Below are 15,893 nucleotides of genomic sequence, written 5' to 3'. Positions count from 1 at the left end.
GTGACGGAAGTGAGCAAGCGTGCCTGAGTACGACGAGACCGCCGAGACCACGGACGAGCAGTCCGCGGTGGCGACGGCGGCTGGTGACGAGTCGGTCGAGGCCGCCAACGAGCCGGAGTTCACCATGACCGAGCCCGCTCCCGAGGAGGACTTCGACCCGGTCGCGGAGCTGCGGCAGAAGCTGCGCTACGCACCGGGCGACTGGTACGTGGTGCACTCGTACGCCGGTTACGAGAACAAGGTCAAGACCAACCTCGAGACCCGGATCACGTCCCTCGACATGGAGGACTACATCTACCAGGTCGAGGTGCCGACCCGGGAAGAGGTCGAGGTCAAGAACGGCAAGCGCGCCCAGGTGCAGGCCAAGGTCTTCCCCGGCTACATCCTCGTCCGGATGGAGCTGACCGCGGAGTCCTACTCCTGCGTACGGAACACTCCCGGGGTCACCGGCTTCGTCGGCGCAACCGACCGGGCCGATCGTCCGGCACCGCTCAGCCTCGACGAGGTGCTCAAGTGGCTGGCGCCGGCCGTCGAGACCGAGCAGAAGAAGGCCAAGCCGGAGGTCAAGGTCCTCGACTTCGAGGTCGGCGACTCGGTCACGGTCACCGACGGCGCCTTCGCCTCCCTACCGGCCACGATCAGCGAGATCAACGCCGACCAGCAGAAGCTCAAGGTGCTGGTGTCGATCTTCGGCCGGGAGACGCCGGTGGAGCTGAACTTCAACCAGGTCGCCAAGATCTGATTTGTCGACTGCCGGCGGCGGGCAACCGCCGCCGGTCGTCGTTCGTCCGGTTCACCCGCCCGGCGCACCTCCGTGGCTGCCGGGATCCAGGTCTGCGCTACCCTAGAACGTCGCCGCCGTCGCATGCGCGCTGACCGTGCGCGCGCCGACGGCGGTGTCGTGTGAACCTTTCCCAGTTCCAAGCCCCAGGAAGAGACATGCCTCCGAAGAAGAAGCTCGTCAAGACGTTCACGCTTCAGCTGCCGGCGGGCCAGGCCACTCCGGCGCCGCCGGTCGGTCCCGCGCTCGGCCAGCACGGCGTGAACATCATGGAGTTCTGCAAGTCGTACAACGCGCAGACCGAGTCGCAGCGGGGCGACATCGTCCCCGCCGAGATCAGCGTGTACGAGGACCGGTCCTTCACCTTCGTGCTGAAGACCCCGCCCGCCGCCCGGCTGCTGATCAAGGCCGCCGGTGTGCAGAAGGGCTCGGGCGTCCCGCACACGCAGAAGGTCGGTTCGGTGACCCGCGCCCAGCTGCGGGAGATCGCCGAGAAGAAGATGGCCGACCTCAACGCCAACGACCTCGACCAGGCTGAGAAGATCATCGCCGGCACCGCCCGGTCGATGGGCCTGAACGTCACCGACTGACGTCGGCCACCACCGACCCGTACGGATCGTGGGAGGGCGCGCGAGCACCGCGGCCCGCCAGAGACCACAGGAGTAGACAGAACATGCAGCGCAGCAAGAGTTACCGCAAGGCCGCCGAGGCCATCGACAAGTCGAAGCTCTACACCCCCGTCGAGGCCGTCAAGCTGGCCAAGGAGAGCACCGCCACCAAGTTCGACGCCACGGTCGAGGTCGCGATGCGCCTCGGCGTCGATCCCCGCAAGGCGGACCAGATGGTCCGCGGCACGGTCAACCTGCCGCACGGCACCGGTAAGACCGCCCGCGTGATCGTCTTCGCGGCCGGTGCGAAGGCCGAGGAGGCCGTCGCCGCCGGTGCCGACGAGGTGGGCACCGACGAGCTGGTCGCCCGGATCCAGGGTGGTTGGCTGGACTTCGACGCGGCGATCGCCACGCCCGACCAGATGGCCAAGATCGGTCGGATCGCGCGGATCCTGGGCCCGCGCGGTCTGATGCCGAACCCGAAGACCGGCACGGTGACCATGGACGTCACCAAGGCCGTGTCGGACATCAAGGGCGGGAAGATCACCTTCCGGGTGGACAAGCACTCGAACCTGCACCTGATCATCGGTAAGGCCTCGTTCTCCGAGGCCCAGCTGGTCGACAACTACGCGGCCGTCCTCGACGAGGTGCTGCGGGCCAAGCCGTCGGCCGCGAAGGGCAAGTACCTCAAGAAGGTCACCCTCACCACCACCATGGGGCCGGGCGTACCGGTCGACCCGAACGTGGTGAAGAACCTGCAGGAAGGCTCGGCCGACAGCTGAGCACGACGCACCGACGCGGCCCCGCCACTCCTGGCGGGGCCGCGTTCGTCTGTCGGCTGTGGCAGGCTCGCGGCATGTGGCTGGAGGACGTCGGGCTGCGGTATCACCGGCGCGGTCCGTGGGTGCTGCGGCAGGTGACGGTGCGCGTGCCGGCGGGCGAGGCGGTGGTGGTACGGGGCCGCAACGGGGCCGGCAAGTCGACGCTGCTCCAGCTCGCCGCCGGAGTCCTGCGGCCGTCCCGGGGGCGGGTGCTCGACCGCCCGGCGGTCGTGGGCTGGGTATCGGAGCGCTTCCCGGCCGAGCAGCCGTTCACGGTCGACGGCTATCTCACCGCGATGGCCCGGATCGCCGGCCTGTCCCCGGCCGCGACGGAACCGACGGTGCGACGCTGGGTCGACCGACTCGGCCTCGGCCCGTTCCGCACGGTACGGCTGGCTCAGCTGTCGAAGGGCACCGCCCAGAAGGTCGGCCTGGCCCAGGCCGTGCTGCGTCCGCCCGGCCTGCTCGTCCTCGACGAGCCCTGGGAGGGCCTGGACGCCGCAGCGCGGGAACTGGTTCCGCAACTGGTCGACGAGGTGCTGGCTGACGGCGGGTCGGTGCTGGTCAGCGATCACCGAGGGGAGACGGTCCGGCTGCCCGGCGCTCGGGAGTGGTTGGTGGCCGACGGTGCGGTGGTCGAGCGGGCACCGTCGGGCGAGGCGGCGGTCGCGGTGGTCGAGCTGGAGGTTCCGGTGGGACAGCTGCCGGCCACCGTCGCCCGCCTGCGCGCCGAGGGCCACCACGTCCTGCGGGTACGCGGCCAGAGCGCACCGCCCGAGGCCACCGGACCGGGAGCGGGATCGTCGTCCGAGGTGGCCCGGTGACCGCGTTGGTGCGATTCCGGCTCGCCGGCTTCCTGCGTACCGGACGGGCGTTGGCGCCGGTCCTGGCCGGCCTGCTCACCCTCGGCATCCTCTACGGCGGCGGCCGGGCCCAGCCGGCGGAGGCGTACGGAGTGTCGGCCGTGGTGCTCTTCCCGGTGCTGGCCTGGCAGACCAAGATCCTGCTGGACGTGGAGCCGGACGTGCAGCGTCGCCTGGCTCTGGTCGCGGTCGGCCCGGCCCGGGAGCAGGTGGCCGGGCTGGTCGCCGCGGTGGTGGCTGGCCTTGGTCTGGTGGCGGTCGCCCTGGTCTTTCCCTGGTTGTTCGGCGGGGTCGCCGCTCCCAGCCTGCCCGGTGACCGGTCGGTTTCCGCAGGCGTGACGCTCGGTCTCTGGGCGCACCTGCTCGCGCTGCCGGCGGCTGTGGCGCTCGGCGCGCTGGCCAGCCGGGTGATCACCCGAAGCGCCGGCTACGGTGTGGCGGTGCTCACTATCGGTGCGGTCGGTGTACTGGTGCTCGGTCTCTCGGGGTCGGTCGCGCCGTGGCTGGCGCCACCGCTGCTACCCACCGCCAGGGCGTTGGTCGGCCCGTTGCCCGGGTCGACTGCGTTGCTGCTGACCATGTGGGCGCTGGCCTGGGCGGCGGTGGCGTTGACCGGCTACGCCCGGGCCCGCACCCGGTGCGCCTAGGGCATGGTCGTGCTCGTGGTCGCCGGTCGAGCCGGACAAGGGGGCGACCGCAGCCAGCCAGCGACCTGGACGCACGGGCAGATCGAACCGTCGGCCGGGTGACGGCCGTTGCCGCCGCCGGGCCGGTCCCGGGGGCGATTTGGTGGTCAGCGCGGGTGTCGCGTAGCCTTGGTCGCGAAGTTCCACCCAGAGACCGCTGGTCACCGTGCCCCGGGCACGGTCGAAGGTCCCGCGACGACGGGCGACCCGCGTAGGGCGGCAAGCGACATCGGCAGCGTCATGTGGTCCGCCGACCAGGTGATTCCCGCCGTCCTCGCCCCGGGCGCCCTGCGCCGGGGCTTTTCTGTTGCCGCGACACCTCCGCTCCGTCACAGGCGCTCGCCTGCGACGGTGACCAGCCTCGAGTAACGAGAGAGGAGGGACATGGCGGACAAGCCGATCCGGGCCGACAAGGCCACGGCCGTCGCAGAGCTGACCGAGAGCTTCCGCAGCGCGGGTGCCACCGTGCTGACCGAGTACCGCGGTCTGACGGTTTCCCAGCTCACCCAGCTGCGGCGCTCACTCGGCAAGGAGACCAGCTACACGGTCGCCAAGAACACGCTGGCGAAGCGTGCCGCGGCGGACGCGGGCATCTCCGGCCTTGACGAGCTGTTCACCGGTCCTACCGCGCTGACTTTCGTTTCGGGCGACGTCGTCGAGGCGGCGAAGGGCCTTCGCGACTTCGCGAAGGCCAACCCGAAGCTCGTCATCAAGGGCGGTGTCTTCGAGGGCAAGGCCATTTCCGCGGCCGAGGTCACGAAGCTCGCCGACCTGGAGTCCCGCGAGGTGCTGCTGGCCAAGCTGGCCGGCGCGATGAAGGGCAACCTGAGCAAGGCCGCGGCCCTGTTCCAGGCCCCGCTGTCGAAGACCGCCCGCCTGGCGGCCGCCCTGCAGGACAAGCGCGAGAAGGAAGGCGCCGAGGCGGCCTGAGGCCGCGCCGACGCACCACGTTCTTAGTTTGAACCATTAGGAAAGGACGCCAGACATGGCGAAGCTCAGCACCGACGAGCTGCTCGACGCGTTCAAGGAGATGACGCTGATCGAGCTCTCCGAGTTCGTGAAGCAGTTCGAGGAGACCTTCGAGGTCACCGCCGCCGCCCCGGCCGCGATGATGATGGCGGGTCCGGCCACCGGTGGTGCCGCTGCCGAGGCCGAGCCGGAGAAGGACGAGTTCGACGTCATCCTCGACGCTGACGGCGGCAAGAAGATCCAGGTCATCAAGGTCGTGCGTGAGCTGACCGGCCTGGGCCTCAAGGAGGCCAAGGACCTGGTCGAGGCCGCTCCGAAGCCGGTCCTGGAGAAGGTCAACAAGGAGACCGCGGACAAGGCCAAGGCCAAGCTCGAGGGTGAGGGCGCCAAGGTCACCCTCAAGTGACCTGAGTCCCACCTGGCCGTCCCGGCTCGCATGAACCGGGCACCGCACGTCGCGGCGGGCGGCGATCCGACAGTGGATCGCCGCCCGCCGTGTTCGTGGGCCGGCGCACCCGGCATGAGCAGGGTGTCGAGCCAGGTTCGCGGCGCGTCGACCGGAGCCGGCGGGCTCGCCCGCGGGTGGGAAAGAGGGCCGATGCCGACCGGAGCCCTTGACGCGGCCCTGGACTGCCAGGCACGCTGACATCTGCAAGACCTTCCGCGCTTGCGACGGCCACCGCGCGGGTAATGCAGCGGCAGCTCCACTCGCCACGCAGACCCGAGCGGCCCGGCAGGGACGTTGCGTTCCGAGCGGCCCGGTTCGACCCGTTCGAGGGGTCCCGAGGCGCGTTCCGCGACAACCTGCGGGGTGGGCTGGACAGCGGTTAGCCTCTCGGCTACACTGCTAGTTTGCGCTGCCTTCCGACTTGACCCCTGCTCGGAAATGTCCGTTTGTGGATGTTTTCTGGTGGGGTCATTGGAGTGCACGCGTACCAGCCGTTCTGCAGCACCGGTCCTCGGAAGGACGCATCTTGGCAGCTTCCCGCCCTGCGAAGACCAGTCGTACGTCGAGCGCATTCGCTCCCCGCCGAGTTTCCTTCGGTCGGATCACCGAACACCTCGAGGTCCCCAACCTCCTCGCCATTCAGAACGAGTCCTTCGACTGGCTCGTCGGCAACGAGGCTTGGCAGGGCCGGTCGGCGGACGACCCGCACGCACGCTCGGGTCTCGCGGAGATCCTCGACGAGATCAGTCCCATTGAGGACTTTTCCGGCACCATGTCGCTTTCCTTCTCGGCGCCGCGCTTCGACGAGGTCAAGGCCTCGATCGAGGAGTGCAAGGAGAAGGACCTGACCTACTGCGCGCCACTGTTCGTGACCGCGGAGTTCACCAACAACACCACCGGCGAGATCAAGAGCCAGACGGTGTTCATGGGTGACTTCCCGATGATGACGCCGAAGGGCACCTTCATCATCAACGGCACCGAGCGCGTCGTGGTCAGCCAGCTCGTCCGCTCGCCGGGCGTGTACTTCGACAAGCAGCCGGACAAGACCTCCGACCGCGACCTCTCCAGCGTCAAGGTCATCCCGAGCCGGGGTGCCTGGCTGGAGTTCGACATCGACAAGCGCGACACGGTCGGCGTTCGCATCGACCGTAAGCGTCGGCAGGCCGTCACGGTGCTGCTCAAGGCCATCGGATGGTCGGCCGAGCAGATCCGTGAGAAGTTCGGCTGGTCCGAGCTGATGATGACCACGCTCGAGAAGGACCACATCGCCGGCCAGGACGAGGCGCTACTCGACATCTACCGCAAGCTGCGCCCTGGCGAGCCGCCGACCCGCGAGAACGCCCAGACCCTGCTCGACAACCTCTTCTTCAACCCGAAGCGGTACGACGTAGCCAAGGTCGGTCGATACAAGTTCAACAAGAAGCTCGAGCTGGACGTGCCGATCACCACCGGCACGCTGACCGAGGACGACATCGTCGCCACCGTGGAGTACCTCTGCCGGCTGCACGCCGGTGAGGAGAGCTACGAGGCCGACGACATCGACCACTTCGGCAACCGGCGGCTGCGTACCGTGGGCGAGCTGATCCAGAACCAGGTTCGGGTCGGCCTGTCCCGGATGGAGCGGGTCGTCCGGGAGCGGATGACCACCCAGGACGTCGAGGCGATCACGCCGCAGACCCTGATCAACATCCGACCGGTCGTCGCCGCGATCCGGGAGTTCTTCGGCACCTCGCAGCTGTCCCAGTTCATGGACCAGACCAACCCGCTGGCGGGCCTGACCCACCGGCGGCGGCTGAGCGCGCTCGGCCCCGGTGGTCTGTCCCGGGAGCGGGCCGGCTTCGAGGTCCGCGACGTGCACCCGTCCCACTACGGCCGGATGTGCCCGATCGAGACGCCGGAAGGCCCGAACATCGGCCTGATCGGTGCGCTGTCCACCTTCGCCCGGGTCAACCCGTTCGGCTTCATCGAGACGCCGTACCGGAAGGTCATCGACGGTCGGGTCACCGACCAGATCGACTACCTGACCGCGGACGAGGAGGACCGGTTCGTCAAGGCGCAGGCCAACGCCCCGCTGCGGGCCGACGGCTCGTTCGCCGAGGACCGCGTCCTGGTCCGGCGTAAGGGCGGCGAGACCGAGGACGTCCCGCCGGCCGCCGTGGACTACATGGACGTGTCACCGCGGCAGATGACCTCGGTCGCGACCGCGATGATTCCGTTCCTGGAGCACGACGACGCGAACCGGGCCCTGATGGGCGCGAACATGCAGCGTCAGGCGGTGCCGCTGGTCAAGGCCGAGTCCCCGTTGGTCGGTACCGGCATGGAGTACCGTGCCGCCGTTGACGCCGGTGACGTGGTCGTGGCCGAGGTCGGTGGCGTGGTCGAGGACCTCTGCGCCGACTACATCACCGTCCACCAGGACGACGGTCACCGCCGGACGTACCTGCTGCACAAGTTCCGCCGCTCCAACGCCGGCTCCTGCGTCAACCAGAAGCCGGTCGTCTTCGAGGGCGACCGGGTCGAGGCCGGCCAGGTCATCGCCGACGGTCCGTGCACCGACGAGGGCGAGATGGCGCTCGGGCGAAACCTGCTCGTGGCGTTCATGACCTGGGAGGGGCACAACTACGAGGACGCGATCATCCTGTCGCAGCGCCTCGTCCAGCAGGACGTGCTCACCTCGATCCACATCGAGGAGCACGAGGTCGACGCGCGGGACACCAAGCTCGGCCCGGAGGAGATCACCCGCGACATTCCGAACGTCAGCGAGGAGATGCTCGCCGACCTGGACGAGCGCGGGATCATCCGGATCGGCGCCGAGGTCGTCCCCGGCGACATCCTGGTCGGCAAGGTCACGCCCAAGGGCGAGACCGAGCTGACCCCGGAGGAGCGACTGCTTCGGGCGATCTTCGGCGAGAAGGCGCGCGAGGTCCGGGACACCTCCCTGAAGGTGCCGCACGGCGAGACCGGCACGGTCATCGGCGTACGTACCTTCTCCCGGGAGGACGGCGACGAGTTGCCCCCGGGCGTCAACGAGCTGGTCCGGGTCTACGTCGCCCAGAAGCGGAAGATCCAGGACGGTGACAAGCTCGCCGGCCGGCACGGCAACAAGGGCGTCATCTCCAAGATCCTGCCGGTCGAGGACATGCCGTTCCTGGAGGATGGCACCCCGGTCGACATCGTGCTCAACCCGCTGGGTGTGCCGAGCCGGATGAACATCGGCCAGGTGCTGGAGACTCACCTGGGCTGGGTGGCCAAGACGGGTTGGCAGGTCGAGGGTGACGATGCCGAGTGGAAGCGGCAGCTCCAGGGCATCGGTGCCGACTCCTCGGAGCCGGACACCAACGTCGCCACCCCGGTCTTCGACGGTGCCCGCGAGGAGGAGATCTCCGGTCTGCTCGCCTCGACCCTGCCCAACCGGGACGGTCGGCAGCTGATCGGTTCCTCCGGCAAGGCGCAGTTGTTCGACGGTCGCTCCGGTGAGCCGCTGCCCGACCCGATCGCCGTCGGCTACATCTACATCCTGAAGCTCAACCACCTGGTCGACGACAAGATTCACGCTCGGTCGACCGGCCCGTACTCGATGATCACGCAGCAGCCGCTGGGTGGTAAGGCGCAGTTCGGTGGTCAGCGCTTCGGTGAGATGGAGTGCTGGGCGATGCAGGCATACGGTGCCGCGTACGCGCTGCAGGAGCTGCTGACGATCAAGTCCGACGATGTCCTCGGCCGGGTGAAGGTCTACGAGGCCATCGTCAAGGGCGAGAACATCCCGGAGCCGGGCATCCCGGAGTCGTTCAAGGTGCTGCTCAAGGAGCTGCAGTCGCTGTGCCTCAATGTCGAGGTGCTGTCCAGCGACGGTGTGGCCCTTGAGATGCGCGAGACCGACGACGAGGTGTTCCGGGCCGCGGAGGAACTGGGTATCGACCTGTCCCGGCGCGAGCCGAGCTCGGTCGAGGAAGTGTGACGTTGGGGTTTCGGGGCGGGGCGACCCACTCCGGGCGGTCAGGCTTGATCCCTTCGTGGGTCACCCCGCCCCGAAACCAAAACCCGGTGAGCTGCTGACGCACCAAGCGACGTGTGAGGGATTTGAACGTGCTCGACGTCAACTTTTTCGACGAGTTGCGAATTGGGCTGGCGACCGCGGACGACATTCGTCAGTGGTCGCACGGCGAGGTCAAGAAGCCCGAGACGATCAACTACCGCACCCTCAAGCCGGAGAAGGACGGGCTCTTCTGCGAGAAGATCTTCGGTCCGCAGCGGGACTGGGAGTGCTACTGCGGTAAGTACAAGCGGGTCCGGTTCAAGGGCATCATCTGCGAGCGCTGCGGCGTCGAGGTGACCCGCTCGAAGGTCCGCCGTGAGCGGATGGGCCACATCGAGCTGGCCGCCCCGGTGACCCACATCTGGTACTTCAAGGGCGTGCCGAGCCGGCTGGGCTACCTGCTGGACCTCGCCCCGAAGGACCTCGAAAAGATCATTTACTTCGCCTCGTACGTCGTGACGAGCGTTGACGCCGAAGCGCGTCACCGTGACCTCTCGACCATCGAGAACGAGATCCTGGCCGAGAAGCGGCAGTCGGAGAACAGCCGCGACTCGGAGATCGAGAAGCGGGCGGCCAAGCTCGAGGCCGACCTGGCCGAGTTGGAGGCCGAGGGCGCGAAGGCGGACGTCCGGCGCAAGGTCAAGGAGGGCGGAGAGCGCGAGATGCGCCAGATCCGCGACCGGGCCCAGCGCGAGATCGACCGCCTGGACGAGGTGCTGGACACGTTCCGCAAGCTGGATCCGAAGCAGCTGGTCACCGACGAGCTGCTCTACCGTGAGCTGCGCGACCGGTTCGGTGAGTACTTCACCGGTGGCATGGGTGCCGAGGCGATCAAGGCCCTGGTGCAGAACATGGACCTGGAGGCCGAGGCCGAGAACCTGCGGGAGACCATCCGCACCGGTAAGGGGCAGCGGAAGATCCGGGCGCTCAAGCGGCTCAAGGTCGTCGCGGCGTTCCAGAACACCCGTAACTCGCCGCTCGGCATGGTGCTGGACTGCGTACCGGTCATCCCGCCGGACCTGCGCCCGATGGTGCAGCTCGACGGTGGCCGTTTCGCCACCAGCGACCTGAACGACCTCTACCGTCGGGTCATCAACCGGAACAACCGGCTCAAGCGACTGATCGACCTCGGCGCGCCCGAGATCATCGTCAACAACGAGAAGCGGATGCTGCAGGAGGCCGTCGACGCGCTGTTCGACAACGGCCGTCGCGGCCGGCCGGTCACCGGCCCGGGTAACCGTCCACTCAAGTCGCTGTCCGACATGCTCAAGGGCAAGCAGGGCCGGTTCCGCCAGAACCTGCTCGGCAAGCGCGTCGACTACTCCGGCCGTTCGGTCATCGTGGTCGGCCCGAAGCTCAAGCTGCACCAGTGCGGCCTGCCCAAGCAGATGGCGCTGGAACTGTTCAAGCCGTTCGTGATGAAGCGGCTGGTCGACCTCAACCACGCGCAGAACATCAAGTCCGCCAAGCGGATGGTCGAGCGGCAGCGGCCGGTCGTGTGGGACGTGCTGGAAGAGGTCATCGGCGAGCACCCGGTGCTGCTCAACCGGGCACCGACCCTGCACCGACTCGGCATCCAGGCCTTCGAGCCGCAGCTGGTCGAGGGCAAGGCCATCCAGATCCACCCGCTGGTCTGCACCGCGTTCAACGCCGACTTCGACGGTGACCAGATGGCGGTGCACGTGCCGCTGTCCGCCGAGGCCCAGGCCGAGGCGCGGATCCTGATGCTGTCGTCGAACAACATCCTCAAGCCGGCCGACGGCAAGCCGGTCACCATGCCCACCCAGGACATGGTCATCGGGCTCTACCACCTGACCCACCTCACCGCCGGTGAGCGTGGCGAGGGCCGGGCGTTCAGCTCGGACGCCGAGGCGCGGATGGCGTACGACAACGGCGAGCTGCACCTGCAGGCGCCGGTGAAGATCCGGCTGCGGGACGTCGTCGAGGTGGACAACGGCGCCGGTGGTCAGCCGTGGACCGCGCCCGAGGGCTGGGTGCCGGGCGAGCCGCTGACGGTGGAGACCACCCTCGGTCGGGTGCTGTTCAACGAGACCCTGCCGCAGGGCTACCGGTTCGTGAACTACGAGATCCGCAAGGGTCAGCTCTCCGCGATCGTCAACGACCTCGCCGAGCGGTTCCCGAAGGTGGCCCTGGCGGCCACCCTCGACGGGCTCAAGGAGGCCGGTTTCCACTGGGCCACCTGGTCCGGCGTGACCATCGGCATGGAGGACGTCATCGCTCCGCCGCGCAAGCGGGAGATCCTGGAGCGGTACGAGAAGGAAGCCGACCGGATCGACAAGCAGTACCAGCGTGGTCTGATGACCGCCGAGGAGCGTCGCGGCGAGCTCATCGAGATCTGGACCAAGGCGACGAACGAGGTCGCCAAGGAGATGGACACCGCGCTGCCGCAGGAGAACCCGCTGTGGAAGATGATCAACTCGGGTGCTCGCGGTAACCTGCTCCAGCTCCGGCAGATCGCGGCGATCCGTGGTCTGGTGGCCAACCCGAAGGGCGAGATCATCCCCCGGCCGATCAAGGCCAGCTACCGGGAGGGTCTGTCCGTGCTGGAGTACTTCATCTCCACCCACGGTGCCCGTAAGGGTCTCGCGGACACCGCCCTGCGTACCGCCGACTCGGGTTACCTGACCCGGCGTCTGGTGGACGTCTCGCAGGACGTCATCATCCGCGAGGAGGACTGCGGCACCGACCGGGCCATCCCGATGCAGGTCGGTCAGCAGCTCGACGGCCGGCTCGTGGTGCACGAGCACGCGGAGACCAGCGTGCACGCCCGTACCCTGGCCGACGACATCAAGGGGCCGGACGGCACCGTCGTGGCCGAGCGGGGCGCGGACATCAACTCGATCCTGGTCGACCGGATCGTCGCCGCCGGGGTCGAGACGGTCCGGGTGCGCAGCGTGCTCACCTGCGAGTCGAAGCTGGGCGTCTGCGGTGCGTGCTACGGCCGTTCGCTGCCGACCGGCAAGATCGTCGACGTCGGCGAGGCGGTCGGCATCATCGCCGCCCAGTCCATCGGTGAGCCGGGTACGCAGCTGACGATGCGTACCTTCCACACCGGTGGTGTCGCGGGTGAGGACATCACCCAGGGTCTGCCCCGTGTCCAGGAGATCTTCGAGGCCCGGATCCCGAAGGGTAAGGCGCCCATCGCCGACACCCCCGGCCGGATCCGGATCGAGGACGGCGAGCGGTCGCGCAAGATCGTGGTCATCCCGGACGACGGCAGCGACGAGATCGTCTACGACAAGATCTCGAAGCGGGTCCGGCTGCGGGCGCACGACGGCGACCACGTCGAGGTCGGCGAGAAGCTCACCGAGGGCACCATCGACCCGCACGAGCTGCTGCGCATCCTCGGCCCGCGGGCGGTCCAGGTCCACCTGACCCAGGAGGTCCAGGAGGTCTACCGCTCGCAGGGTGTGCTCATCCACGACAAGCACATCGAGATCATCATCCGTCAGATGCTCAAGCGGGTGACGGTCATCGACTCCGGCTCGACCGAGTTCCTGCCGGGCGTGCTTGTCGACCGGGCGCTGTTCGAGTCGGAGAACCGCCGGCTCGTCGGCGAGGGTGGCGAGCCCGCCGCCGGTCGTCCGGTGCTGATGGGCATCACGAAGGCCTCGCTGGCCACCGACTCCTGGCTCTCGGCGGCCTCCTTCCAGGAGACCACCCGGGTGCTGACCGACGCGGCGATCCACGCCCGTAGCGACTCGCTCATCGGTCTCAAGGAGAACGTGATCATCGGTAAGCTCATCCCGGCCGGTACCGGCATCAGCAAGTACCGCAACGTCCGGGTCGAGCCGACCGAGGAGGCGAAGGCCAAGGTCTACTCGATGACCGGCTACCCGGAGACCGACTACGGCTTCGGACCGGCCAGTGGCCAGGCGGTCCCGCTGGACGACTTCGACTTCGGGTCGTACCGCTAGACCGTGCGGTGACATGGGAGGCCCCGGCGCGCCTGCGCCGGGGCCTCCTCGTGTTTTCGGGGTGTCCGTGGGCGCGGTGGGGGACCTTCCCGCGCCGCGGGTCCGGTTCGTGCTGCGGGTACGACGCGGACGCCCGTCGACGGGGGGGCATCATGTGGTCATGACGATCGCACCCGGATCGGCGCCCCTCGCGTCGGCACCGCGTCACCCGCTGGATCCGGATCCGGTCCGGGCGACCAAGGCCCGGGCGGTCTTCGCCCTCGGTCTGATGGCGGCTCTGACGGGGCTGCTGATCGGTGGCGTGGTGCCGGCCACGGTGGCCCTGCACCTGGCTCGACAGGCGCGTCGCGAGGCGTACGCCTCGGCGGGTTTCCTGACCGGTGCGGCCTGGCTGCGTCGCGGCGAGCGGCTGGCCTGGACGGGCCTGGTGCTGGTCGCGGTCAGCCTGGTGGTGGCGTTGGTGATCGGGATCATCCGGCTCGCCGAGGCGCCGTACGGGCAGGACTTCGCGCCCAACGTCGACTGACCCGGCACGACCACGGGTCGCCGCGCCCCGCACCGACGGGCTGACTGCCGACGGTAGCCTGACCGGTGTCCGTCGCGCGGTGCGGGGACGCTGCCCGACAAGGAGGATCCCGTGACGGAACCGGCGCGTCCCGAGGGCGGCGAAGCCGCTCAGCCCGCCACCGGGCGCCCGGAGGCCGACCTGACCGGATGGGCCCGGCCCGAACCGGAGCAGACCGTTCCGCCGACCTCCCCATCAGCCACCGGCTCGCCTTTCGGGCCGCCGCCTGGTTCGCCGCCCTTCGGGCCGCCGCCTGGCTCGGCACCGCCCGCTCCCGTGTCCTTCGGGCCTCCGGCCGCCGGCCCGCCAGCCTTCGGACCGACGCCCGGACCGTCGGCGCCGGCATGGCCCGCCGGTGGCTCGGGCTGGGGGCAGCCGCCGCCACCACCGCCGCAGGAGCGTCCTCGACCGCCGAAGCGGGTCGAACCGGTGCCGGGGACCCCGTTCGCGGTGGTGCATCTCGACGTGCCCCCGGTCGCCTCGGGCCTGGCGGTCGGCTCGTTGGTGGCGGGCATCACTTCGATCCTGGTGTCGGTTCTGGTCATCTGCTTCGGCGCGATCGGGGGAGGGGCGAACGGGGCCTGGGCGGCGGGTGCCTTCGCCGCGCTGGGTGGCCTCACGGGCGCGGGCGCCGTGGTGGCGGGCCTGCTCGGCATGCGGCAGATCCGACGTCCGGCACCGCCGCCAGCGGTCCGCTTCACCGGCCGTGGTCTGGCCATCGCGGGGATCAGTTGCGGCGGGACCGGACTGCTGCTCTGCCTGGTGGGGTTGGGGCTGGCGCTGGTGTTGGCGCTGGCCTGAGCAGGGGCGGCGAGGGGCCGGCTCGGGGGCTCGCGGGCCGGTTTCCGGCGGAGCCGGTACACTTGTGTCCGTAGGTGCCCATCACGGGCGGGTGGTCGACAGGAGCCAGCCGGCAAGCGGTGTGACGTCCGGCAGGTCTTCCGTTTTGACCTGCGCGGCTGTGGTAGGTACTCTTTCCCCTTGTGCCCGGGCCAGCCCGGGCAACTCGTGCGTGCGCTGGAGCCGGCGTTCCGACATCCGGATCGCACCACGACTGAGCCAAAGATCCGGCCTGCGGCGATCCGTGTGCCGGTGACAAACCCCGGTCTGCGCGTGAGCGCCGGACGGGAACCGTGAGTTTGGCGACACGCCCGACCGCGGGTGCCGGGACCTCCGTGAGGTGGCCCTGGTCGGAATGTAGGAGAGTCGGTCACGAGATCGGCTACGGCAGACGGCGCGGTCGCCAGCAGCGGCCGAAGGGAGCGGAGAAACCCGGTGCCCACCATTCAGCAGTTGGTCCGAAAGGGCCGCCAGGCGAAGACCACCAAGACCAAGACCCCCGCGCTCAAGGGATCCCCTCAGCGTCGGGGCGTGTGCACCCGGGTGTACACCACCACCCCGAAGAAGCCGAACTCGGCGCTGCGCAAGGTCGCCCGGGTCAAGCTCAGCAGCCAGGTCGAGGTGACCGCCTACATCCCCGGTGTCGGGCACAACCTGCAGGAGCACTCGATCGTGCTCGTGCGTGGTGGCCGGGTGAAGGACCTCCCCGGTGTGCGTTACAAGATCGTTCGCGGCTCGCTGGACACCCAGGGTGTCCGTAACCGCAAGCAGGCGCGCAGCCGTTACGGCGCGAAGAAGGAGAAGAGCTGACATGCCGCGTAAGGGACCTGCTCCGCGGCGACCGCTGGTCGCTGACCCGGTGTACAACTCGCCGCTGGTCACGCAGCTGGTGAACAAGATCCTGCTGCGCGGCAAGCGTCAGCTCGCCGAGCGCGTCGTCTACGCCGCCCTGGAGGGCTGCCGGGAGAAGTCCGGTACCGACCCGGTCGTCACCCTCAAGCGCGCCATGGACAACGTCAAGCCGACCCTCGAGGTGCGCAGCCGCCGGGTCGGTGGCGCGACCTACCAGGTTCCGGTCGAGGTGCGGCCGGCTCGGGCGACCACGCTGGGCCTGCGCTGGCTGGTGACCTACGCCCGCGCCCGGCGGGAGAAGACGATGATCGAGCGGCTGATGAACGAGCTGCTGGACGCGAGCAACGGCCTCGGTGCCGCCGTCAAGCGGCGCGAGGACACGCACAAGATGGCCGAGTCCAACAAGGCCTTCGCGCACTACCGCTGGTAACACCCTGGTCCCGGCGCCATCCGGTGCCGGGACCGCCACCAGTTGTGTCGAGACGA

At 69.0% G+C, this 15,893-nt stretch carries 13 protein-coding genes; all 13 read left to right on the top strand.

Annotation, left to right across the window (positions count from 1 at the left end; genetic code table 11):
- Nucleotides 1-19: 19 nt before the first annotated feature.
- The 13 genes from nusG to rpsG all read left to right on the top strand — a co-directional run bounded on the left by nusG (nucleotide 20) and on the right by rpsG (nucleotide 15,837).
- Nucleotides 20-742, top strand: coding sequence for a transcription termination/antitermination protein NusG (nusG, locus tag O7605_RS06415; protein WP_269738316.1), 723 nt, complete (start codon nucleotides 20-22; stop codon nucleotides 740-742).
- Between the two features lie 197 nt (nucleotides 743-939).
- Nucleotides 940-1,371, top strand: a complete 432-nt coding sequence (gene rplK, locus O7605_RS06410) for a 50S ribosomal protein L11 (RefSeq protein ID WP_093403591.1) — start codon at nucleotides 940-942, stop codon at nucleotides 1,369-1,371.
- A gap of 83 nt (nucleotides 1,372-1,454) precedes the next feature.
- Nucleotides 1,455-2,171: a 50S ribosomal protein L1 gene (gene rplA, locus O7605_RS06405; RefSeq protein WP_093403592.1), complete on the top strand. Its 717-nt coding sequence runs from the start codon at nucleotides 1,455-1,457 to the stop codon at nucleotides 2,169-2,171.
- Nucleotides 2,172-2,245: 74 nt separating this feature from the next.
- The gene (locus O7605_RS06400; protein WP_269738315.1) at nucleotides 2,246-3,034 is read left to right on the top strand and encodes an ABC transporter ATP-binding protein; all 789 of its coding nucleotides are present in this window, start codon (nucleotides 2,246-2,248) and stop codon (nucleotides 3,032-3,034) included.
- Nucleotides 3,031-3,720: a hypothetical protein gene (locus O7605_RS06395; RefSeq protein ID WP_269738314.1), complete on the top strand. Its 690-nt coding sequence runs from the start codon at nucleotides 3,031-3,033 to the stop codon at nucleotides 3,718-3,720. The genes O7605_RS06400 and O7605_RS06395 overlap by 4 nt, the downstream gene beginning before the upstream one ends.
- Before the next feature lie 423 nt (nucleotides 3,721-4,143).
- Nucleotides 4,144-4,689 (top strand): 50S ribosomal protein L10, encoded by a 546-nt coding sequence (gene rplJ / locus O7605_RS06390; RefSeq protein WP_013735964.1) that lies wholly within the window; start codon nucleotides 4,144-4,146, stop codon nucleotides 4,687-4,689.
- A 55-nt stretch (nucleotides 4,690-4,744) separates the two neighbouring features.
- A complete protein-coding gene (gene rplL, locus O7605_RS06385) occupies nucleotides 4,745-5,134 on the top strand; it encodes a 50S ribosomal protein L7/L12 (RefSeq protein ID WP_210829560.1) in 390 nt (129 codons plus the stop codon).
- Between the two features lie 568 nt (nucleotides 5,135-5,702).
- Nucleotides 5,703-9,134, top strand: a complete 3,432-nt coding sequence (gene rpoB / locus O7605_RS06380; RefSeq protein WP_269738313.1) for a DNA-directed RNA polymerase subunit beta — start codon at nucleotides 5,703-5,705, stop codon at nucleotides 9,132-9,134.
- Nucleotides 9,135-9,262: 128 nt separating this feature from the next.
- The gene (locus O7605_RS06375; protein ID WP_269738734.1) at nucleotides 9,263-13,150 is read left to right on the top strand and encodes a DNA-directed RNA polymerase subunit beta'; all 3,888 of its coding nucleotides are present in this window, start codon (nucleotides 9,263-9,265) and stop codon (nucleotides 13,148-13,150) included.
- Between the two features lie 160 nt (nucleotides 13,151-13,310).
- Entirely contained in the window at nucleotides 13,311-13,676 is a 366-nt protein-coding gene (locus tag O7605_RS06370; protein ID WP_164447888.1) for a hypothetical protein, read from the top strand.
- A 468-nt stretch (nucleotides 13,677-14,144) separates the two neighbouring features.
- A complete protein-coding gene (locus O7605_RS06365) occupies nucleotides 14,145-14,516 on the top strand; it encodes a hypothetical protein (protein ID WP_269738312.1) in 372 nt (123 codons plus the stop codon).
- Nucleotides 14,517-14,990: 474 nt separating this feature from the next.
- Nucleotides 14,991-15,365 (top strand): 30S ribosomal protein S12, encoded by a 375-nt coding sequence (gene rpsL / locus O7605_RS06360; RefSeq protein WP_013735958.1) that lies wholly within the window; start codon nucleotides 14,991-14,993, stop codon nucleotides 15,363-15,365.
- A 1-nt stretch (nucleotide 15,366) separates the two neighbouring features.
- Nucleotides 15,367-15,837: a 30S ribosomal protein S7 gene (rpsG, locus tag O7605_RS06355; protein ID WP_093403604.1), complete on the top strand. Its 471-nt coding sequence runs from the start codon at nucleotides 15,367-15,369 to the stop codon at nucleotides 15,835-15,837.
- Nucleotides 15,838-15,893: the final 56 nt, after the last annotated feature.

The sequence above is a fragment of the Verrucosispora sp. WMMA2121 genome, from assembly GCF_027460185.1.
In the GTDB taxonomy this organism is placed as follows: Bacteria; Actinomycetota; Actinomycetes; order Mycobacteriales; family Micromonosporaceae; genus Micromonospora; species Micromonospora palythoicola.
This window is presented reverse-complemented; position numbering and strand designations above follow the sequence as displayed.